Origin of the sequence: Arthrobacter sp. SD76 (assembly GCF_049726125.1) — a bacterium.
Classification (GTDB): Bacteria; Actinomycetota; Actinomycetes; order Actinomycetales; family Micrococcaceae; genus Arthrobacter; species Arthrobacter nitrophenolicus.
Window position 1 is genome coordinate 4,302,563 of sequence record NZ_JBNBLR010000001.1, and the last position, 20,431, is coordinate 4,322,993.

The following is a 20,431-nucleotide window of genomic DNA, read 5'->3' on the forward strand; positions in this document are numbered from 1 at the left end:
TTGAACGGCACCGGCCAGCCCCCTGACGCCGGCGTCCGGCCTCCATCCATTCCGCAATGACCCAAAGGACGGCGCACCATGCCCGCTGACCAGCAGTTAGCCAAGTCGCTCAAGCCGCGGCACCTTTCCATGATCGCGATCGCCGGCGTCATCGGCGCTGGCCTCTTCGTTGGTTCCGGTGCCGCCATCCAGCAGGCCGGCCCCGGAATCCTGGTTGCCTACATGGCGGCCGGCATCGTGGTGGTCCTGGTGATGCGCATGCTCGGTGAAATGGCTGCGGCCAACCCCGAGACCGGTTCCTTTTCCACCTATGCGGACAAGGCGCTCGGCCGCTGGGCGGGGTTCAGCATCGGCTGGCTCTACGCCTGGTTCTGGATCATCGTGCTCGGCATCGAAGCCACCGCCGGTGCCGCCATCATGCACCGCTGGGTGCCCGGTATCGACCAGTGGATCTGGGCGCTGATCCTGATGGTCCTGCTGACGCTGACCAACCTTGGCTCCGTGAAGTCCTACGGCGAGTTCGAGTTCTGGTTCGCCTCGATCAAGGTCGCCGCGATCGTGCTGTTCCTGCTCTTCGGTGCCGCGGCAATCCTTGGGCTGGTCCCGGGTGTCCCTGCCCCCGGCCTGAGCAACCTCGTGGATAACGGCGGGTTCATGCCCAACGGCGCAGGTGCTGTCCTGGCCGGCATCCTGGTTGTGGTCTTTTCCTTCTTCGGCGCCGAGATTGCCACCATCGCTGCCGGCGAATCCGAGAACCCGGTGGATGCGGTCAAGAAGGCCGTGAAGTCCACAGTGTGGCGAATCCTGGTCTTCTACATCGGCTCGATCGCCATCGTGGTCACCCTGCTGCCCTGGAACGACGCCAGCGTGGCCAAGAGCCCCTACGTTGCCGTGATCGAACTCTTCGGCATTCCCGGCGCCGGCACCATCATGGACGTTGTGGTCCTGACGTCAGTGCTGTCCTGCCTGAACTCCGGCCTTTATACCGCCAGCCGCATGCTCTTCTCGCTGTCCAAGCGCGGTGACGCCCCCGCGTCCTGGACGAAGATCTCGCGCCGCGGCGTGCCCGCCTCCGCCGTGCTGGCCTCCACTGTGGTTGGGTTCGTGACTGTGGGCCTGAACTACATCGCCCCGGACACCGTCTTCCTGTTCCTGGTCAACACCTCCGGTGCCATTGCGCTGTTCGTGTGGCTGGTGATCGCATCCTCCCAGCTGATCCTCCGCAAGCGGATGGGCGCTGCCGGCAAGGACCTGGCGCTGAAGATGTGGCTGTTCCCGTACCTGACCTGGCTGGCCATCGCCAGCATCGTGGCCCTGGTGGTGGGCATGGTCATCCTGGAATCCACCCGCGAGTCCCTGCTGTTGTCCGTGGCACTGGCAGCCGTTGTAGTGGCTGTGGGCGTGTGGCGCTACCGCAAGTCCGGCCCGGCCTCCGCCCAGGCCGGGGACGCCGACGAAGACCGCGAAGTCCCTGCCACGGCAGGCCCGGCGTCGTAATTCCCGCCCCGAGTGTCCAACGGACCGCCCGCCCGGAAGCCGCCTCGGCTCCCGGGCGGGCGGTTTTCCACATAGGAGCATCCGTCCTGCGCCGGGTGGCGCACGGGGGCTAGGCTCGAAGTCAAGCGCGAATCGCCTATACGTTCCAAATGCACTAAGATAGTGAAGTCTGTGCTGCGTCCCGCCCCGTTCCGGTGGCTGGCCACGGCACTGCATCGCAAATGAACCTCCTGTTACGGAAATGCCGTAACCGCTTAGCCCAAAGGAGGTGGGTTCACATATGCGTCCTTACGAATTGATGGTAATCATCGACCCCGAGGTCGAAGAGCGTACCGTTGAGCCGTCGCTTCAGAAGTTCCTGAACGTCATCACCAACGATGGTGGAACCATCGAAAAGGTTGACATCTGGGGCCGTCGCCGTCTGGCTTACGACATCAAGAAGAAGTCCGAAGGTATCTACGCCGTGGTGAACTTCACCGCCAAGCCGGAAACCGCCAAGGAACTTGACCGCCAGCTGTCTCTTAACGAGACCATCATGCGCACCAAGATCACCCGCCCCGAAGAGCAGAAGGTTGTTGCTGAGTAATTCAGCACCGATCTTCATTCTTTACCCCGCAGGAAACGAACTCTTCACCCAGGATCGAACAAGGAGGCAGTAGATGGCAGGCGAGACCACCATTACGGTCATCGGTAATCTCACCAATGACCCGGAATTGCGGTTCACACCGTCCGGTTCGGCAGTAGCGAACTTCACCATCGCTTCCACCCCGCGCACCTTTGATCGCCAGTCCAACGAGTGGAAGGACGGGGAAACCCTGTTCCTCCGCGCCGCCGTCTGGCGTGAAGCAGCCGAAAACGTGGCCGAGTCCCTTACCAAGGGCATGCGCGTCATCGTTACCGGCCGTCTGAAGAGCCGTTCCTACGAAACCAAAGAAGGCGAAAAGCGCACCGTTATCGAGCTCGAGGTCGACGAAATCGGCCCCAGCCTGCGCTACGCCAATGCCAAGGTCAACCGCACCCAGCGCTCCGGCGGTCAGGGCGGCGGCTTTGGTGGCGGCAACAGCGGCGGTGGCTTCGGAGGCGGCAACTCTGGCGGAAGCCAGGGCGGCAACTCCGGTGGAGGCTGGGGCGGCGGCAACCAGCAGGCTGCGCAGGATGACCCCTGGGCCACGCCCGGCGTCTCCAACGCGGGCGGCTGGGGCAACGGCCCCGATTCCGAACCTCCCTTCTAACAACCAATAAAGGCCCGACGCCGGGACCGCAGAAAGTGCCTTCGACACCTGTGCGGATGCCGCCGCCGGACCACCACCATCCCGTGGATCAACATCCACGGGCTCCCTAGAATAGGAGCTCCACGATGGCTAAGGCTGAACTCCGTAAGCCCAAACCAAAGTCCAACCCCTTGAAGGCCGCTGACATCACTGTCATCGACTACAAGGACGTAGCATTGCTGCGCAAGTTCATCTCCGACCGCGGAAAGATCCGCGCCCGTCGCGTCACCGGCGTCACGGTCCAGGAACAGCGCAAGATCGCACAGGCAATCAAGAACGCCCGCGAAGTTGCTCTGCTGCCTTACTCCGGCGCTGGCCGCGGCTAAGGAAGGGATTAACTAACATGGCAAAGCTCATTCTGACCCACGAAGTAACCGGTCTCGGTGCTGCTGGCGACGTTGTCGAGGTCAAGGACGGTTACGCACGTAACTACCTGCTGCCCCGCAACTTCGCCCTGACCTGGTCGAAGGGTGGCGAGAAGCAGGTTGAGTCCATCAAGGCTGCCCGCGCCGCCCGCGAGCACGCTTCCCTGGAAGACGCTCAGAAGCAGGCCGCTGCACTGCAGTCCAAGCCGGTTCAGCTCGTCGTCAAGGCCGGCGAAACCGGACGCCTGTTCGGCACGGTCAAGCAGGCCGACGTCGCCAACGCTGTTGAGGCCGCAGGCCTGGGCAGCATCGACAAGCGCAAGGTTGAACTGCCCGTCCACATCAAGTCGGTCGGTTCCTACCAGGCCAACGTCCGTCTGCACGACGACGTTGCTGCTGTGATCGAACTCGACGTAGTAGCAGGCAAGTCAGTCCCTGACTGCACCTGGAAAGACCCCCGTTGCCGGATTCCGGCAGCGGGGGTCTTTCAATTGGGTTTCAGGGGCTGTGCAGTTCTGCCATGACGTGCCGGTACCCGCTGCGGACCAGCCGGGTGAGAACGTCCCTGTCCACGTCGTCCAGCCTGTTGATATACAGGCAGGCAGCGCCTGTCTTGTGCTTGCCCAATCTCTCCAGCAGCGCCTTGGCTTCCGGGCCGTACGTCAGGCCGTACAGGGCGAGGCTGGCCTTGCGGGGCGAGAATCCGACGGCGGCGGAGTCACCCTCCCGGCCGCTGCCGTACCGGTAGTGGTACCTGCCGAAGCCCACGATGCTGGGACCCCACATCACGGGCTCCTGCCCGGTGGCCTCCCGCATGAGTGCCAGTAGTTCGTAACCATCAGTCCGCCGGCCGGGATGCTCTACTGACGCCAGGAACTCCTCCACCGGGACGCCCGTGGGCATCGTCTTGTTCTCCGTCATGGACGTAGTCTCGCAGACGCCCCAGTGCCATGCCAGCAGTGCTGCTAGCATGCAGCGGTGACTATCGAACCCATCCGGCCGCGCCCCTTCCACCAGGTTGACGTCTTTTCGGAACGGGCGTACCGGGGCAACCCGCTTGCCGTTGTCCTTGATGCCGAAGGCCTCACCGGAGGCCAGATGCAGCACTTCGCCAACTGGACCAATTTGTCCGAAACCACGTTCCTGCTGCCCCCACCGATCCCCGCGCCGACTACCGGGTCCGGATCTTCACCGGCAGCGAGGAGTTTCCGTTTGCCGGGCATCCCACGCTGGGCTCGGCCCACGCCTGGCTGGAGGCCGGTGGAGTTCCAAAGACGCCCGGCAGCGTGGTGCAGGAGTGCGGGGCGGGTCTGGTCCACATAAAGCACGACGGCGGCCGGCTGGCCTTCGCTGCTCCGCCGCTGACACGCTTCGGGCCGGTGGATGGACCCACCAGGGGCAGTTGGCGGCGGCACTCCGCCTGGCGCCGGAGGACATCCTTGACGCTTCCTGGCTGGTAAACGGGCCGGAATGGATCGGCGTGCTGCTTGCCTCTGCAGGGCAGGTGCTTGCGCTGGAGCCCGATCTGGCGCTCATGGGGGATTTGAAAGTGGGTGTTGTGGCCCCGCACGGGCCGGGTGCGGATGCCGACTTTGAGGTGCGCACCTTCATTCCCGGGGATGCCATGGTGGAGGATCCCGTTACCGGCAGCTTCAATGCGGGTGCAGCGCAATGGTTGATGGCAAGCGGCAGGGCCCCGCAGGAATACGTGGCCGCACAGGGACAGTCCTCGGCCGTGCCGGACGCATCCACGTCAAAGCCGGGGGCGGCGAAACGTGGATCGGCGGGCACTCCAGCACCTGCATCCGCGGCGAGGTACTCCTGTAGCTTCGGGCGCACCTGGCAACGGGAATACCCACGGGAGGCCGGCCGTTCACCATGTAGATGCAAATGCATGTATGGTGAATGAACGATCAACAGGAGATATGCCATGGAAACCCGCCGCATCACAGTTCTTTCCGCTGGACTCGGTGTCCCGTCGTCGAGCCGCCTGCTGGCTGACCAGCTGGCGGCGTCCGCGGAGCGGCAGCTCTCGTCCGCCGGTTACGACGTGACGGTGGACGTCGTGGAGCTCCGCGACCTCGCGGTGGACATTGCCAACAACTTCGTGACCGGTTACGCCGCTCCCCGGCTGGCGGAAGTCATTGCCGGCGTGGAGGCGTCCGACGGGCTGATCGCCGTAACCCCCGTATTCAGCGCGTCCTACAGCGGCCTGTTCAAGTCATTCATCGACGTTCTGGACCCCAAGTCGCTGGACGGCAAGGCAGTGCTGCTGGGTGCCACGGGCGGTACGGACCGCCACCAAATGGTCCTGGACCACGCCATGCGTCCCCTGTTCAGCTACCTGCGCACGCGGATCACCGCCACAGGCGTCTTTGCCGGGCCGCAGGACTGGGGAACGGTGGACGACGGCGGTTCCTCGCTCGCGGGCCGGATTGACCGCGCTGCCGGCGAGTTCGCCGGGCTGCTGACCGGCACCCAGCCCGGCCGCAAGCCTGCCCCGATGCAGTCGCTCCCCTTCGAGCAGCTGCTGGCTGGCATCTCCGGGAACCGCTGACGCGGACCGGAGCGAACTTTCGGGGACAGCCGGTCGTTGTGCGGGATATGAAATGCCCTGTGGATGCCGTGGACCTGTTGATGACCGAGCGCAGCGGGGTGGAAATTGACTACTGTCCGCAGTGCCGCGGGGTCTGGCTGGACCGAGGCGAGCTGGACAAGATCCTGGACCGGGCCGCGGAGCTGATGCCAGGCACGGCGCCTGCCCGGCCTGCACCCTCCGCGTCAGGTCCTACGCCGCCCCCGCTCTATCCCAACTTCCAGCCGGGGCGTGAGCAACCGCGCTACGATGACCGGAAGTACGGCAAGCAGGGCTATGACCGGGATTACGACCGCCGGCACAAGAAGAAGGAAGGCTGGCTGGGGGAGCTGTTCGATTTCTAAGCCGGGGCCTTAATCGTCCAGCAGCTCGATGAATTCCCGGGCCTGCTTCATGGAGATGTCCGAGTGGCGGGTCAATGCCATCGCGGCCGCCTCCCTGTCACCATTCCGTGCCAGGGTGCGGATCCTGCCGTAGATCTCGTCGTTAAGCATGTTGCTGCTGACCTCGCGGGTGACGTCGCCCTTGCTCGCAATGGCGCGGTAGCGGTAGGGGAACCGCTGCGGCTCGTCGTCGTCCTCGTCGGGCTCCGGGCCGGCTGCTTCCGTGCTCCGGTAGGGCTGCGGGTGGGCGGCCAGTGCACCCACCGCATCCCGGGAGGCGCGCAAACCGTCGCCGGTGGCCTCGTAGTAAAGCTTGATGGCTGCCATGGCCTGCCCCTGCGCGATCAGGGCATAGAGCCGGCGGTGCTCGTCCTCCGAGAGCTTGGCTGCCGCTGCTCGGGCCAGCTCGGCTGAGGTCGCCGCGGGCTGCGGAGTCGCGGCCGGATGTGCTGCCTTGCGCTTACCCAAGGCGCGCATGGCAAGCATCACTCCTGCCACGACGGCCAGGAGGATGAGGACCGGGACCACAAGCGATTCCATTGTTCTTAGCCTTCTATATGTTTCCTGGCCGGTGCCAGATCTGTTTGCCTGCGTCCTGCTGCTGGATATGCTGCTGCGCGTTTTGGCTGGGGCGCGTCTTCGCCTCCAGCCGGGCGCGGGCGGCGGTTGCCGCTTCAACCTGGGCTGCGTAATGCCGGGCTGAGCGTTCGGCAAGGTCGCGCTGGTATTTTTCCGCGTCGGAGATGCCGGAGTCCCGCGGGCTCAGAGCCGTGAAGAGACCCCAGATGAGCGCCACCAGGACAATTGCCGGCAGAAGCACCAGCAGCAGTTCGCCCATACTTAGAGCTTATGCCAGATCCACGTTATCCACAGCAATATTCACGCGTGCGCATACAGCGTGGCTGGCATTCGTCGCAGTCGCTGCAGGGGAATATGAGAAGTCCCACTCCCTGCCCATGGCATGGGTCACTTGAGCCGTTTAGCCACCCCCTGGCCCAGCGGAAGGGAAAGACCCTGTGGATGAAATTCCACAGAAGAAATATTTACTCCACAGTCTTAATGTGCTGTTTCCGCAGGTCAGAGCCCGATAGCAGGCAAAAGTTTTTTTTCTTTCCACAGGCTTTCACACAGGCTGTGCACAAGCTATGCCGCTTAGTGCACAGGTTATCCACAGCCGCCCAGGCCTTCCGGCTTTGCGGCCGGGGCTCGGGGGGCTAGCGTAGCGGAGTACCTGTTGTGAGGGCAGGAAATGGCTCCGGCAGCCGGGTGTTCACACTCCACGCCGCGGCCCATGACTGTCCTCAGGAGAGGCCTCTGTGGAAAACCTGTGGACAGTGGGGATAACTCCCGGATCATGTGCTTTCGGGGTGGCGGCAGCATTGTCGGACCCCGCCGGTAGAACTGGACAGGTGGCTGGGCACGGACTTTTCCGGGTGAGCCTCAGACAGGACAGTAACCACCGGGCAATCCATGTCCCGGTACAAATGGAGGACGGCAGCTTTGTCAATCGCGCAACTGGACCCGGTGGAAACTACCCGCGGATCAGACTCAAGCCGAAAGCCTCCCCAGGACATCGCCGCCGAGCAGTCGGTTCTTGGCGGCATGATGCTGTCCAAGGATGCCATTGCCGACGTGGTTGAGATCCTCCGGGGCCAGGACTTCTACCGTCCGGCCCACGAAACCATCTACGAAGCCATCATTGACCTCTACGGCCGGGGTGAGCCCGCGGACGCAGTGACCGTCTCGGACGAGCTGACAAAACGTGGCGAGATCAACAGGATCGGCGGCCCGGCCTACCTCCATGAACTGATCCAGACCGTTCCCACGGCGGCCAATGCCGGGTACTACGCCGAGATCGTGGCCGAACGCGCCGTCCTGCGGCGCCTCGTGAATGCCGGCACCAAGATCGTCCAGCTGGGCTATGGCTCCGACGGCGAGGTGGAGGAGCTGGTCAACCAGGCGCAGGCCGAGGTCTACGCGGTGGCCGAGCGCCGGACCGCCGAGGACTATGTGGTGCTCAAGGACGTCATGGAGTCCACCGTGGACGAGATTGAGGCGTCCGGCCACCGCGGTGAGGGCATGACCGGTGTCCCCACGGGCTTCTACGAGCTTGACGAACTCACCCACGGCCTCCACCCGGGCCAGATGATCGTGATCGCTGCCCGCCCCGCCGTCGGTAAGTCCACCTTCGCCCTGGACTTCGCCCGTTCCGCGGCGATCAAGAACAATCTGGCAACCGTCATGTTCTCTCTCGAAATGGGCCGCAACGAGATCGCCATGCGTCTCCTCTCGGCCGAAGCCACCATCGGCCTGCAGGACCTCCGCAAGGGAACCATCAAGGACGAGCAATGGTCCAAGATCGCCACCACGATGGGCCGGATGAACGACGCTCCGCTCTTCATCGACGACAGCCCCAACATGTCCCTGATGGAAATCCGGGCAAAGTGCCGGCGCCTCAAGCAGCAGCACAATCTCAAGCTCGTCATCCTGGACTACCTGCAGCTCATGAGCTCCGGCAAGAAAGTGGAGTCCCGCCAGCAGGAAGTGTCCGAATTCTCCCGTGCGCTCAAGCTGCTCGCCAAGGAACTCGAAGTGCCCGTCATTGCCCTGTCCCAGCTCAACCGTGGGTCTGAACAGCGGCAGGACAAGCGCCCCATGGTTTCGGATCTTCGAGAGTCAGGGTCCATTGAGCAGGACGCCGACATGGTGATCCTGCTCCACCGTGAGGACGTCTACGACAAGGAATCACCGCGCGCCGGCGAAGCGGACATCCTGGTGGCCAAGCACCGTAACGGCCCCACGAAGGACATTGTGGTCGCCTTCCAGGGCCACTACTCGCGGTTCGCGAACATGGCGGCCGACGCCGGCGGCGGCGGCTTCTCAGCTGCGGCGTCAGGCCGGAGCAGCCTGCCCGGCGTCCTGTCCGGCCGCGCGGCGTGCCCCGGCCTGTCCAAGCAGGTGGTTCGGCAGCCGGTTTCCAGGGGCGGTGCCCCGGATCTCCAGCAGCTCGCGCGCATGCGCGTGCAGCCTCTTGTCCTCATCGCTGACTGGCACCCAGGCGGGGACCGGCACGGAGTTGCCCTCGGCGTCGCGGGCGACCATGACGGTGAGGCAGTAGGTGGTGAGGTTCAGCTCACCGCCCTTGGGGTCGCCGGACCGGACGTGGACGGCAATGTGCATGCCCTTGGTCCCGGTGTAGACCAACCGGGCCTCCACCTCCACCACATGCCCGATCAGCAGCGGCCGGTAGAAGCGGACGCCGCCGGAGAACACCGCAACTGTGTCCCTGCCGCAGTAGCGGGACGCGCAGACGTAGGCGGCCTCGTCGATCCACTTCATCACAATGCCGCCGTGGACTTTGCCGCCCCAGTTCACGTCGGTGGGGGCCGCCATGAACCGCAGGGTCACCCGCTCGGCCGTACCCGCATCGGTATATTCCTGCCGGTTCATAGCTTCCACGATCTGTTCCCGGACCTTGATCCGGGCCAGGGCGTGGTCCCGCTGCTCGATCTCGTCAGGCGTGGCGGGCTCGAACTGCTGAACGGGGATGGGTTTGCCGTCCTCGCCCACCGCCACGAAGATGACCATGCACTGGCTGCGCATGGTGGCGGGCCCGCCCTTGGGATCGCCGGAGGAAACCACCGTGCGGATGTGCATGGAGGACCGGCCGGTGTAGACGATGGTGGCTTCCACCTCCACCATGTCGCCGCTGTTGACGGGGTCCGCGAAATGGATGTTTCCGACGTAGGCGGTGACGCAGTAGGACTTGGCCCAGCCCACCGCCGCTGCATAGGCGGCCTTGTCCACCCACTCCAGGACTGTCCCCGCGTCCACGGAGCCGCTGTGGCCCACATCCGTGGGGGCGGCCAGGAAGCGCAGGGTCACGGAGTTCGAAGTGCCGGTCGCAGTCATGGTGCGATCATACTGACGCCCCGGGTTACCGGCGGGTTGGGGTGAAACACAACGCTGCCCCGCCCGCCGGAAAGGCGGGCGGGGCAGCATTGCGGGAATCCCCTAGCCGGCCCAGGTGTACACGATATCCGGCTGGGCGGGAAGTTCCATTCCAACACCCATGAAGAAGCCCGGGTGCGGCGGCTGGTTGTAGGAGACGTTCTCCCGCGCCACCGACAGGCGGTACACCGGATCGTGCATCAGGGTCCGGAGCCGGACGTCCGTGCCCGCCGTGGTGGTGTAGATCCGCAGCTCGGTGCTGTCAGCAGAAGGCCAGGCAATTTCCTCCCGCCAGTCACCCAGCAGATCGGCCTGGATGGCAGGCGTTCCCTTGGTGCTTTTGTTCGACTTTGCGCCGGTTGCGGTCAGCAGCCGTTCGCTTGCTGCGGCCTGCCAGTTCCACTTGGCGATGCTGGGCGTGCCGGTGCTTGTGGTGGCGTCCCAGTCGTGGTCGACGATTTCGCGGAGCAGGTCCCCGTCCCACCAGGCCAGGAAGTTGGCGGCCGGAATCTTCTCGGCGATCAGCTCCCCCTTGGCGGAGCGGAGCTGGCCGACGGGGGAGTTCCAGGCGGCGTCCCCGCCGATGGCCCAGCCCTCGGCGCCGGGGTGCCGGGGATCGATGTCGCCCATCGCCGCCCGGCCGGTGTCCTTCACGGCAGGGATGCTCCACAGGACCGCACCGGTCTTCGAGTCGCGGAAGGTGGCGCCCCGGTTGCCGCTGGATCCCATGTCCTCGTGGGCTGCAAAGGTCTCCAGCCCCGGGCGGGACGGGTCGAAATCGCTGGTGTGGATGGCGTCGCCGTGGCCCAGGCCGGTGGTGTAGAGCGGCTTGCCGTTGTCGTCGATCGTCATGGAACCGAAGACGAACTCGTCCTTGCCGTCCGCGTCCACGTCGGCGACGGACATGTTGTGGTTGCCCTGCCCGCGGTACTGCGTGCCGCTGGCGTCAGAGTCGAAGATCCAGCGTTTGGTGATCTTGCCGCCCACAAGGTCGTACGCCGCCAGGACTGCACGGGTGTAGTAGCCGCGGCTGAACATCATGGACGGGCGCTCCCCGTCCAGGTAGGCCACGGCACCCAGGAACCGGTCCACGCGGTTGCCGTAGGTATCTCCCCATGCCCCCACATCCCCGCGGGGCGGGTCATAGGCCACGGTGTCCATCACGGTGCCGGTGGCACCATGGAAGACGGTGAGGAATTCCGGGCCGGTGAGCACGTAGCCGCTGCTGTTGCGGTAGTCGGCGCCGGCGTTGCCGATGACCGTTCCGGCGCCGTCACGGGTTCCGTCCGCGGTCTTCATGGCCACCTCGGCCTTGCCGTCGCCGTCGAAGTCGTATGCCAGGAGCTGGGTGTAGTGCGCGCCGGCACGGATGTTCGGTCCCATGTTGATCCGCCAGAGCCTGGTGCCATCCATCCGGTAGGCATCCACGTAGACGGTGCCGGTGTAGCCCGCCTGCGAGTTGTCCTTGGAATTGGACGGGGACCACATCTGGATGATTTCGTACGTGCCGTCCCGTCCAGGTCCGCGACGCTCGCGTCACCGGCGGAGTAGGTGTAGGGCTGCCCGTCCTTGGTGTAGTCGTCAGCCGGCTTGTCCAGCTTCACCGCCAGGTAGTCCTGCGCCAGCGGCGTGAACTCCGCGGTCAGCTGGTCGGCACCGGCACCAACGGCCTTGATGGCGTAGCGGGAAGCAGCCGTCCCCGCCAGGTCAAGGAAGGTGGTGCTGTTGCGGATGGGCTCCCCGGTGAGCTGTACGCCGTCGCGGATCACATGGAACCCGATCTGCTCCGGGTCCAGGCCCAGCATGCGCCAGCCTAGTCGTACACCGCCCTCGGTCAGGAGCGCCACGGGAGCACGGTCAATCTGCTCCATCTGCCGGTTGACCACCGTGACCTTCTCCGTGCCGATCACGGGGGAGGGGGCGGACTCACCGCCCTTGTTGACGGTGATCACGCGGTAGTAGTACTTGATGGTGGTCAGCACGGTGTAGTCGGTGAAGTTCACTTCCGTGGCGCGGCCGACGTACTCGAACGGACCGTCCAGGGAAGTGGAGCGGTAGACCTGGTAGGCGGCGGCGTCGGCCACCTTCTGCCATTTGAGGGTCACACTGGTCTTCTCCACTGCCTTGATGTCAACCTTGCCGGTGGCTGCGGGGACCGGGGTCGCGGGGTCAACCAGCGCGGTCTCCGCGGTGTTGGAGCGGACCGACTCGAGGCCGGTGCTGTCCAGCGCCGTCACGAAGTACTTGTACGTGAGCCCCGGGAAAGCGGTGGTGTCCTGGAAGGCCGGAGCCGTCACGTGATCGGCCACCAGCTGCGGGTCGGCCTCAAAAGAGGCCTGGCGGAAAACCTTGTAGCTCGCGGCGTCGTCCACCGGATCCCAGGCCAGATCCACGGTGGCGGGGTCGCCTGCGGCGTTCACGGCGGTGGTGCGCAGGTTGGTGGGCCCCACCAGCAGCGGGGTGACCTCCAGGCCGTTGAGCCGCTGGCCCGATCCGCTGATGGCCAGGTTCAGCTGTCCGTCGGAGACCAGACCTGGTTGATGATCTTGGTGGCAGAGGATTCTTTTCCGGAGGACACCTGGCCGAACGGGATGCCTTCGGCAGCAACGTCCGTCCGGGTGGAGCCGATCCAGTCGCTGTGGTACGTCTTCAGTGCGTAGGTGCCGTTGGGGACGTCCAGCCGGAATTCGAAGCTGCTGCCGCTCAGGACGAAGTCCCGGAGGAGGTTGCTGGTCACGGCGCCGCGGTCGCGGTCGCTGAGGACGGAGGTGTCCTTGAAGCCGAACGTCCGCTCCGGCGTGTACGCCATGGTCCGGTTCACCTCGGTGTAGCCGGCTTCCACCGGCGCCCCCACCGGACCGAAGTCGAACTTGTACTTCGCCTTCTTGGTGGTCAGGGCCAGGGCGTCGCTGGGCTCGGACAGGCCCTTGCCGTTCATGGCGGCCACCCGCACGCTGTAGGCCGTGCCTTCGGCAAGACCGGCCAGGTTGGCGGTGGGAACAGTGGCGGTAGTGGCGAGTTTGTAGGCGGTATCCGGCTCGTCCGCCAGCTTGCGGTACACCTTGTAGATGTCGGCACCTTCCACCGGCTGCCACTTGAGCAGTGCCCCGGCATTGGAGATGCTGCCCGCCACCAGGCCCTGCGGCTTGGCGGGAACGGACGACGGCGGCGCCACCTCGCGGACGCGCGTGGCCAGGGGCAGGTTCAGGCCCTTCACCCCGCCTGCGACCAGGCGGGCGATCTGGATGGCGCCGTACTCCTGGAAGTGGGTGTTGTCCACGGTGCCGGTGGGCCGGTTGGGGTAGACGCCGGCATCGACGTGGAGGAAGACCGACTTGGTGTCCTCGGGGCCGATCTGGTCGTAGTACGCACGGCTGGAAGCGGAGAGGTCCACCAGTGGCACGCTTTCCTCTGCGGCAAGCTCCTGCATCTTGGCGACGTATTCGGGGAAGCTGACGCGGAACTTGCCTGTGGCCTCGTCGTAGTCACGGCGGCCCACCGGCGTCACCAGGATGGGGGTCGCACCGCGCTGGCGGGCACCGTGGACGTAAGTGCGGAGGTACTCCTTGTAGTCGGCGGGCGACGCGTACCGGTCATCCACGCCGATAGTGGCGTCATTGTGGCCGAACTGGACCATCAGGTAGTCGCCGGGATTGATGACGCGGAGGATTTCGTCCAGGCGCCCCTGGCTGATGAAGTTCTTGGAGCTCCGTCCGCCGATGGCGTGGTTGCGGAAGGTCACGGCGCCGTCAAAGTAGCGGTCGATCATCTGGCCCCAGCCTGCCTGCGGGACGTAGCCGGGATCGTAGGTCTGGACCGTGGAGTCGCCCGCAAGGTAGACGCCGGGATCGGTGGTGGCGGTGCGGGGGGCCCGCGCAGCGATGACCAGCGAGTTGATCTTGGCGGCCGTGCCGCTGAAGTCGAGGTTCAGCTGGCCGTCCACCAGCGAAATGGGGAACTCCATTTCCAGGTACTGGCCGGCAGGCTTGTCCGTGAGCTGGACCTTGGCCATCTTCTCGGCCGTGATGGCGATGTTGGTTGCTTCCGTGGCATCGCCCGCTATCAGCTTGACGGTGTAATCGCCGTTCGGAAGGTCCACGAGGAAGGTGCTGCCCTGGGCCTGGACAAAGTCCGAACGCAGGGCGTCGCCGGTGCCGCGGTCCGCCCCGGAGGTGGCTGAGGTGTCCGTGAAGCCGAACTTTCCTGCTGCGGAGTACTGCGTGCCTGCATCCACGTGCGTGTAGCCGGCGGCCGTAGCACCGGGACCAAAGTCGAACTTGAATCCGCTTCCCGCAGGCGGCAGGGCAGTGTCCGCCTGGACGGCGGGAAGGCCGGTGAAGGCTATCGCCGCCGAGGCGATGGCTGCAGTGGCAGCCCTGGCACCGGAAGCGGCCAGCCGTCGTCGGCGCGGCGGGTCTTCCAGGGTGGGAGGGATGGGTTGCGGGGGTTGGTTCACGGACATCTCCTTCGATGAGCGGTGGCAACGCAGCCCGGTCGGTTGTAACGATTCAAAAGCAGCGCGTCCGCTGAAGGGTGCTTGCTGCAATCGAAGGTGGATCCCGAAAGGGAACCGGTGAAGAGGCTGAGACCTGGGTGCGGGTGATGCAGCTCGCACGTTGCACTCACCATGGTTTATCAGCTTGCCGGGGGGAAGGGCAAGCGTTTTCCCGATCTTTCCCGCGCGATAGTGATATTTGCTGTTCGAATTTGTTGGTAAATGGCATCAGATCCGTTTGGTTAAATGCCCGACGGCGGCCGGGCCCAGAGTGCGCGGCCGCCGTCGGGCGCTGGCTTTCCGAGTTTCTGTTACGCGAGGACAGCCAGCTTGGAATTGCCGCGGCCGAAGAGGGCCCGGTCCACCGAAAGGCGGCCGGCTCCGGTGAGCGCCAGTGCGAAGGCGGCCGCTGCCAGCAGCAGCACCAGTTCGAAGCCGCCGTTCGCGGCAAAGACACCCGCGGACGCGTGCACCAGGAAGAGTGCGCCCAGCATGTCGAGGGCCAGGAGGGCGGCAACCACCCGGGTGAGGATGCCCAGAATCAGGGCAATGCCACCGGCGAGTTCGAGCACGGCCACTGCCGGGGCTGCGATCTCTGCTGCGGGCACGCCCATCTTGGCGAAGGAGGCCTGGGTGCCGGCGATAGTCCATTCGGAAAACTTCTGCCAGCCATGGGCTGCGAAGAGAAAGCCGAGGACGATGCGCAGGGTGGTGAGGGCAGTAGTGGTAAGTCGGGGCTGGTTCATGCTTTCCAGTCTTCAGGAGGAATAGTTGAAGAGTCAACTATGTGGCGCGAAGTGTGGGCTTTGTCATGCAGGTGCGTCCGAAGACGCGGCAATGAGTCTCCCGGTTAAGCTGGCACGGTGCCCCAACTTTCAGCCCCCCTTCCCGCGGCAACCCGCCGGAGCAACGGCAGGGAAATCCTCCGCCTCGCCGTCCCCGCCTTCGGCGCTCTGGTGGCCGAACCGCTGTTCCTGCTCGCTGACTCCGCCATCGTGGGGCACCTGGGGGTGGAGCAGCTGGCCGGCGTGGGGCTGGCATCGGCTGTGCTGCACACCGCCGTCGGGCTCATGGTGTTCCTGGCCTACTCAACAACCCCGGCGGTGGCCCGTGCCATCGGCGAGGGGCAGCTGGGCAAGGCCCTGGCGGCCGGGCGCGACGGCGTGTGGCTGGCATTGCTGCTGGGTGTGGTCCTTGCGGTGGCCGGCTTCGTGGCGGCTGAGCCGCTGATCGGGTTGATGGGCGCGGAAGGGGAGGTCCGCACCTTCGCGGTGAACTACCTTCGCTGGTCCATGCCGGGACTGGTGGCCATGCTCCTGGTCTTCGCGGGCACCGGCGTCCTCCGCGGCCTGCAGGATACGCGGACGCCGCTGGTGGTTGCCACCGCAGGCTTCGGGATCAACATTGTCCTGAACCTGTGGCTGGTCTACGGCCTGGGCTGGTCGGTCACCGGTTCAGCGGTTGGGACCAGCGTCGCGCAGTGGGCCATGGCCTGCGTCTATGTGGTGATGGTCCGGCGCAACGCCGTCCGGCACGGGGTCAGCCTCCTCCCCAGCTGGCGCGGGATCCGGAGCATGACCAAAGTGGGGTCGTGGCTCATGCTGCGGACCTTGAGCCTGCGCGCAGCCATCCTGGTGACGGTGCTGGTGGTGACCGCGCAGGGCGCCGTGAACCTTGCAGCGCACCAGCTGGCGATGACAATCTTTTCGTTCCTGGCTTTTGCCCTGGATGCGCTGGCTATTGCCGCCCAGGCGTTGATCGGCAAGGAGCTGGGGGCCTGCAATGCCGCCAAGGCGCGCGAGCTCACGCGGACGATGATCCGCTGGGGCATCGGCTTCGGCGTGCTGACCGGCCTGCTGCTGGCCGCGGTGGCACCCTGGGTGGGGCACTCTTCACGTCCGACCGGGAAGTGCAGTCCGTCCTGGCTGTTGCCCTGTGGATTGTTGCCGCCGGCCAGCCTGTCGCCGGGTATGTCTTCGTCCTGGACGGGGTGCCGATTGGTGCCGGGGATGCCAGGTACCTGGCGCTGGCGGGACTGGTGAACCTCGCCGTCGATCTGCCCCTGCTGGCCGCCGTCGCCTGGTCCGGCGCTGCCGGTGGAGCAGGCCTGGGCTGGCTCTGGGCCGCTTTCGCGGTGGGCTACATGGCTGCCCGGGCAGTGACTTTGGGCCTCCGGGCCCGGTCGGACCGGTGGATGGTCCTGGGCTCGGCCTGACTGTTGCGACCGGCCCTCGATACGCGGCGAAGCGCTCCCCACTAAACTGGTCCGGTGACGCAACCACTTACCCCCGCAGGCGCCGCTCCCGAAGCCGCTCCCCAGTCCGACCTCTGGAAGCCGGTCCTGCTCCGCTCGGCGGCTGCGCTGGTGTTCGGTGCCGTGACTATCTTCTGGCCCTCGCCCTCTATCGAAGTCATGGGCTGGGCCGGCGGGCTGTACCTGCTGGGCACCGGCATCGTAACCCTCTGGGGTGCGCCGGCCACGGGTTTCCCGCGGGAGTCCGCATCCGGCAAACTCCTCTCCGCAGCCGGCTCGGTGCTGACCGGTGCCGGTTTCGCGCTGGTGCTGCTGCACGGCGACCTGCTGTTCGCCGTTGTGGCGGCCCTTGGCCTGGGCGCCGCCGGGGCCCTTGAGCTGTGGTGCGGCCTCCGCCAGCGCCGCCGGCACGTCCTGGCCCGGGACTGGGTCGCGTCCGGCATCATTGGCCTCGGAACCGCCGCCGTCCTGCCCTTCTTCATCAGCCTCGGCGCCCACGCCCTGCTGGGAGTGGCCGGCGGTGGAGCCATTATTTCCGGCGTGTTGTGGGTGCTCTCCGGCCTGACGCTAAGGCACGATGCCCGGACCGGTGCCCGCAAGCCGTAAACTAGGAGGGCGCGGTTCTACTCCTCGTAGAAAATTGGGCCGGGCGCACCAGCACATCACCTAAACCAGGACGGCCGGCATGCCGCCTGCAGGGAGGACTTACAGTGGCAGACCAGCATCCAGGAAAACCGCGCAGGCTGCGGACCTCGGTGAAGGGGCCGCTGATGTTCTCCGCGTTCTGGGCCGTCGTCACCTTCATGGCGGTACTCATCTTCGCCTCGGGCGGCAGCGCCAAGACGCCCCGCTTCGACCTCGCGCTCACCGGCGCCGGCATCGCCTTCATCGTCACCCTGGTCATCGCGGCCATGCTGTCCATGAGCTACAAGGAAAACGCCGAGCACCTGGGCAAGGGCTCCGGCATCAACCTCAGCTCAGCCAAGAAGCCCTCCCATGGCTTCGGGCCGGGCGCCGCCAACCCGCCCGCCTCCGACGCCGGCCCTGAAGGACCAGCGGAGCGCTGACCCGCCTGCGGGCCGACTTCCACCCGGTCAGCCCGCTGCCGCCTGCCGCGCCCGGTAGGCGGCCACATGTGCACGGTTGGCGCAGTTCCCGGTATCGCAGTAGCGCTTGGACCTGTTCCGGGTGAGGTCAAGGACAACAGCGTCGCAGTCCTCCGCCTCGCACGTTCGCAGCCGGTCCATCTCCTTGCCGCGGATCACGTCCGCCAGGGCCATGGCCGCTTCGGTGCTCATCCGGTCGGCCAGCGGCGCTTCGGGCACCGACGCATGAAGGTGCCAGTCCCAGCCATCGTGCTTGACCAGCTGGGGCAGGGCCTTTGCCTCGCGCAGCAGCCGGTTCACGATTTCCACGGCCGTGTCCTCATCCGCGGTCCAGAGCAGGGTGAGCTCGCGCCGCAGTGCGCGGACGCTGTCCAGTTCCGCGGCATCCCTGGTCCTTGAGCCGGTAAATCCCTCGGCTTCCAGGAAGGCATCAAGGTCCGCCTGGGCAGCCAGCCCTTCCCGTCCGTTCGCCGCCGAATTAATCAGGCCCACCACGGAGCGCAGCGCCACCTCGGTGTCAGGGGCAAAAACCATCTTGACTCCTTACAGTGCAGACGGGTACTGTCATGACCAATACCCCACTTTACTCCTGACAGGAGGCGACGGTGCCTGCCGCCAACAACCAACCCCGCAGCCGCGTGGCCCCGGCGGCCGGCCGGGGATTCCTGGCCTCCGGACTTGGCGTCGCGCTGTTTTCCTCCGCCGTCTTTGGAACCTCCGGCTCGTTCGCTAAAGCCCTGCTGGAAACCGGCTGGTCTACGGGAGCGGCCGTGACGCTCCGGCTGACCGGCGCCGCCCTGATCCTTGCCATCCCCGCCGTCCTTGCCCTGCGTGGACGCTGGCACCAGCTGCGGGACAACTGGCTGACCATCCTCCTGTTTGGCCTGATCGGGGTGGCGGCCTGCCAGCTGTTCTACTTCAATGCGGTGGCCCGGCTGTCCGTGGGAGTCGCCCTGCTCCTGGAGTATCTGGCGCCCGTCCTGATCGTCCTCTGGCTCTGGGCTGCCAGCCGGAAGCGTCCGCGCGCGCTGACGCTCGGCGGAACCCTGCTCTCCCTGGCCGGCCTGGTGCTGGTCCTGGACCTCACCGGCGCCGTGAAGGTGGATCCCGTGGGCGTCCTCTGGGGGATTGCCGCAGCGGTCTGCCTGGCCATGTACTTCTTCATCACCGCCAAGGAGAACGACACCCTGCCGCCCATCGTGCTGGCCTCGGGCGGCCTGATGGTGGGTGCAGCGGTAATGTGGCTGGCCGGCGCAACCGGCCTGCTGCCCATGGCGTTCAGCACGGCAGACACGAAGCTCGGGGGATGGGCTGCCCCTGGTGGGTCTCCCTCGCCGGCCTCGTGGTCCTGGCGACAGTGCTCGCCTACGTCTCAGGCATCATGGCTGCCCGTGCCCTCGGCTCCAAGGTGGCGTCCTTCGTCTCGCTCACCGAGGTGCTCTTCGCCGTGGTCTGGGCCTGGCTCCTGCTGGGCGAACTGCCCGGTGCCATCCAGCTGCTGGGCGGTGTGCTGATCGTCGGCGGCGTCATCCTGGTGCGGCTCGATGAACTGCGCGCCCCGGCCGCGGAAACAGAGGCGGGGCCTGGCGGGGAAGCCGAACCGAAGGCGCCGTCCCCGCTGGAGCACGCGAACGACGTCGAACCCGTCCCCTAGGCCGGGCAGCAGCAGCCGGCAGCCGCGAGGCTTAAAGGGCAGGGCCCGGACGCCGTATGGTGTCCGGGCCCTGCTGCAAGCCTTCGCGACCGGAAGGTTAGCGGGAGGCCTGGCTCTGCTCTTCAGCGTTCCGCTTGGCCTGGCTGCCGGCGTCCTTGAGCGCCTCGGCAACCTTGGTCAGCATGGCGGTGTGGGTTCCGGACCACTCGTTGCGGAACTTGTCCGCGTCCGGGCCCTCCCAGTTGGTGCTGCTCAGAACCTTGGTGAGAGTGGACTTCTGCGTCTCGATCTCGGACGCACCTGCCTGAAGCTTGCTGCCGAGCTGGCGAAGCTGCTCAACGTCTGCACCCCAAATAGCCATCAGTTTCTCCTCTTGGTTAGTGGATCCGAATACGGTCGGCATCCCCAGCGGCCTCCCGGCTCATCCGGAAGATCCATTGCCTAAAACCTATCCCGGCCGCTCAAACAGTGTCGATGGGCACCCCTGCCCATGCCGGACTCCCCATGGACGGATGCCTGCCAACCCGCACGGAAGGGGTCGATCCCAGGCGCTCCAGAGCCTAGCATGGCCTTATGTGCCGGAATATCCGAACCCTCCACAACTTCGAGCCGCACGCCACCTCCGAGGAAGTGCATGCCGCCGCGCTGCAGTACGTGCGCAAGATCAGCGGCAGCACCAAGCCCTCCAAGGCCAACCAGGAGGCCTTCGACGAGGCGGTCCACGAGATCGCCCACATCACCCAGCACCTCCTCGATTCGCTGGTGACGCAGGCCCCGCCCAAGGACCGGGACGCCGAGGCTGCCAAGGCGAAGGCCCGCGCCGCCGTCCGGTACGGCGCCGCCTAAACGGTCCGGTTTC

General features: G+C 65.9%; 17 protein-coding genes and 6 pseudogenes. 14 read left to right on the forward strand and 9 right to left on the reverse strand.

The annotated features are described in order from the left end of the window. The first annotated feature begins 78 nt into the window (after window positions 1-78). The 5 genes and pseudogenes from ACPEE0_RS20780 to rplI all read left to right on the forward strand — a co-directional run. A complete protein-coding gene (locus ACPEE0_RS20780) occupies window positions 79-1,497 on the forward strand; it encodes an amino acid permease (RefSeq protein ID WP_424575196.1) in 1,419 nt (472 codons plus the stop codon). A 280-nt stretch (window positions 1,498-1,777) separates the two neighbouring features. Continuing rightward, window positions 1,778-2,083, forward strand: a complete 306-nt coding sequence (gene rpsF, locus ACPEE0_RS20785) for a 30S ribosomal protein S6 (RefSeq protein WP_015939036.1) — start codon at window positions 1,778-1,780, stop codon at window positions 2,081-2,083. 73 nt (window positions 2,084-2,156) lie between these two features. Beyond that, window positions 2,157-2,729, forward strand: coding sequence for a single-stranded DNA-binding protein (locus ACPEE0_RS20790; RefSeq protein ID WP_009357084.1), 573 nt, complete (start codon window positions 2,157-2,159; stop codon window positions 2,727-2,729). A 125-nt stretch (window positions 2,730-2,854) separates the two neighbouring features. Beyond that, window positions 2,855-3,094, forward strand: a complete 240-nt coding sequence (gene rpsR / locus ACPEE0_RS20795; RefSeq protein ID WP_003800144.1) for a 30S ribosomal protein S18 — start codon at window positions 2,855-2,857, stop codon at window positions 3,092-3,094. 17 nt (window positions 3,095-3,111) lie between these two features. Further along, window positions 3,112-3,561 (forward strand): annotated as a pseudogene (gene rplI, locus ACPEE0_RS20800) (50S ribosomal protein L9); the annotation flags it as partial. A 70-nt stretch (window positions 3,562-3,631) separates the two neighbouring features. Here rplI and ACPEE0_RS20805 read toward each other — a convergent pair. Further along, on the reverse strand, window positions 3,632-4,054 hold the full coding sequence (locus tag ACPEE0_RS20805; RefSeq protein ID WP_407710249.1) for a DUF1801 domain-containing protein: 423 nt from the start codon (window positions 4,052-4,054) through the stop codon (window positions 3,632-3,634). A 57-nt stretch (window positions 4,055-4,111) separates the two neighbouring features. On the opposite strand from ACPEE0_RS20805, the pseudogene ACPEE0_RS20810 reads away from it, so the two are divergent. From ACPEE0_RS20810 to ACPEE0_RS20820, 3 genes and pseudogenes are all read left to right on the forward strand, one after another. Continuing rightward, window positions 4,112-4,960 (forward strand): annotated as a pseudogene (locus ACPEE0_RS20810) (PhzF family phenazine biosynthesis protein). 103 nt (window positions 4,961-5,063) lie between these two features. Further along, window positions 5,064-5,690 carry an FMN reductase gene (locus tag ACPEE0_RS20815; protein ID WP_009357081.1) on the forward strand — a complete coding sequence of 209 codons (627 nt, stop codon included), beginning with the start codon at window positions 5,064-5,066 and terminating at the stop codon, window positions 5,688-5,690. Window positions 5,691-5,749: 59 nt separating this feature from the next. Further along, window positions 5,750-6,073 carry a zf-TFIIB domain-containing protein gene (locus tag ACPEE0_RS20820; RefSeq protein WP_009357080.1) on the forward strand — a complete coding sequence of 108 codons (324 nt, stop codon included), beginning with the start codon at window positions 5,750-5,752 and terminating at the stop codon, window positions 6,071-6,073. A 9-nt stretch (window positions 6,074-6,082) separates the two neighbouring features. Here the strand turns inward: ACPEE0_RS20820 and ACPEE0_RS20825 are convergent, their stop codons facing one another. After that, window positions 6,083-6,652: a hypothetical protein gene (locus tag ACPEE0_RS20825; protein ID WP_009357079.1), complete on the reverse strand. Its 570-nt coding sequence runs from the start codon at window positions 6,650-6,652 to the stop codon at window positions 6,083-6,085. A gap of 13 nt (window positions 6,653-6,665) precedes the next feature. Next, on the reverse strand, window positions 6,666-6,950 hold the full coding sequence (locus ACPEE0_RS20830; RefSeq protein WP_009357078.1) for a hypothetical protein: 285 nt from the start codon (window positions 6,948-6,950) through the stop codon (window positions 6,666-6,668). Between the two features lie 662 nt (window positions 6,951-7,612). On the opposite strand from ACPEE0_RS20830, the pseudogene dnaB reads away from it, so the two are divergent. Beyond that, a pseudogene (dnaB, locus tag ACPEE0_RS20835) lies at window positions 7,613-8,992 on the forward strand (replicative DNA helicase); the annotation flags it as partial. A gap of 12 nt (window positions 8,993-9,004) precedes the next feature. Here dnaB and ACPEE0_RS20840 read toward each other — a convergent pair. From ACPEE0_RS20840 to ACPEE0_RS20855, 4 genes and pseudogenes are all read right to left on the reverse strand, one after another. Then, complete coding sequence (locus tag ACPEE0_RS20840) at window positions 9,005-10,024, reverse strand: acyl-CoA thioesterase (RefSeq protein ID WP_009357076.1); 1,020 nt, start codon at window positions 10,022-10,024, stop codon at window positions 9,005-9,007. A gap of 102 nt (window positions 10,025-10,126) precedes the next feature. Further along, window positions 10,127-11,940: pseudogene (locus ACPEE0_RS20845) on the reverse strand (rhamnogalacturonan lyase); the annotation flags it as partial. Between the two features lie 632 nt (window positions 11,941-12,572). Continuing rightward, window positions 12,573-14,519 (reverse strand): GDSL-type esterase/lipase family protein, encoded by a 1,947-nt coding sequence (locus ACPEE0_RS20850; protein ID WP_424575197.1) that lies wholly within the window; start codon window positions 14,517-14,519, stop codon window positions 12,573-12,575. Window positions 14,520-14,869: 350 nt separating this feature from the next. Further along, window positions 14,870-15,304 carry a DoxX family protein gene (locus ACPEE0_RS20855; RefSeq protein WP_009357074.1) on the reverse strand — a complete coding sequence of 145 codons (435 nt, stop codon included), beginning with the start codon at window positions 15,302-15,304 and terminating at the stop codon, window positions 14,870-14,872. A 117-nt stretch (window positions 15,305-15,421) separates the two neighbouring features. On the opposite strand from ACPEE0_RS20855, the pseudogene ACPEE0_RS20860 reads away from it, so the two are divergent. The 3 genes and pseudogenes from ACPEE0_RS20860 to ACPEE0_RS20870 all read left to right on the forward strand — a co-directional run bounded on the left by ACPEE0_RS20860 (window position 15,422) and on the right by ACPEE0_RS20870 (window position 17,879). Next, window positions 15,422-16,773: pseudogene (locus ACPEE0_RS20860) on the forward strand (MATE family efflux transporter). 54 nt (window positions 16,774-16,827) lie between these two features. Then, a complete protein-coding gene (locus tag ACPEE0_RS20865; RefSeq protein ID WP_354176167.1) occupies window positions 16,828-17,418 on the forward strand; it encodes a DUF308 domain-containing protein in 591 nt (196 codons plus the stop codon). Window positions 17,419-17,522: 104 nt separating this feature from the next. Then, the gene (locus tag ACPEE0_RS20870) at window positions 17,523-17,879 is read left to right on the forward strand and encodes a hypothetical protein (RefSeq protein ID WP_133350384.1); all 357 of its coding nucleotides are present in this window, start codon (window positions 17,523-17,525) and stop codon (window positions 17,877-17,879) included. Window positions 17,880-17,906: 27 nt separating this feature from the next. On the opposite strand, the gene ACPEE0_RS20875 is transcribed toward ACPEE0_RS20870, so the two are convergent. Further along, window positions 17,907-18,452 carry a CGNR zinc finger domain-containing protein gene (locus tag ACPEE0_RS20875; protein ID WP_009357071.1) on the reverse strand — a complete coding sequence of 182 codons (546 nt, stop codon included), beginning with the start codon at window positions 18,450-18,452 and terminating at the stop codon, window positions 17,907-17,909. A gap of 71 nt (window positions 18,453-18,523) precedes the next feature. On the opposite strand from ACPEE0_RS20875, the pseudogene ACPEE0_RS20880 reads away from it, so the two are divergent. After that, a pseudogene (locus ACPEE0_RS20880) lies at window positions 18,524-19,572 on the forward strand (EamA family transporter). A 97-nt stretch (window positions 19,573-19,669) separates the two neighbouring features. Here ACPEE0_RS20880 and ACPEE0_RS20885 read toward each other — a convergent pair. Further along, window positions 19,670-19,933, reverse strand: coding sequence for a WXG100 family type VII secretion target (locus tag ACPEE0_RS20885; RefSeq protein WP_009357070.1), 264 nt, complete (start codon window positions 19,931-19,933; stop codon window positions 19,670-19,672). Between the two features lie 212 nt (window positions 19,934-20,145). Here ACPEE0_RS20885 and ACPEE0_RS20890 point away from each other — a divergent pair, with 212 nt between their 5' ends. Continuing rightward, window positions 20,146-20,418, forward strand: a complete 273-nt coding sequence (locus ACPEE0_RS20890) for a DUF2277 domain-containing protein (protein ID WP_009357069.1) — start codon at window positions 20,146-20,148, stop codon at window positions 20,416-20,418. Window positions 20,419-20,431 lie beyond the last annotated feature (13 nt).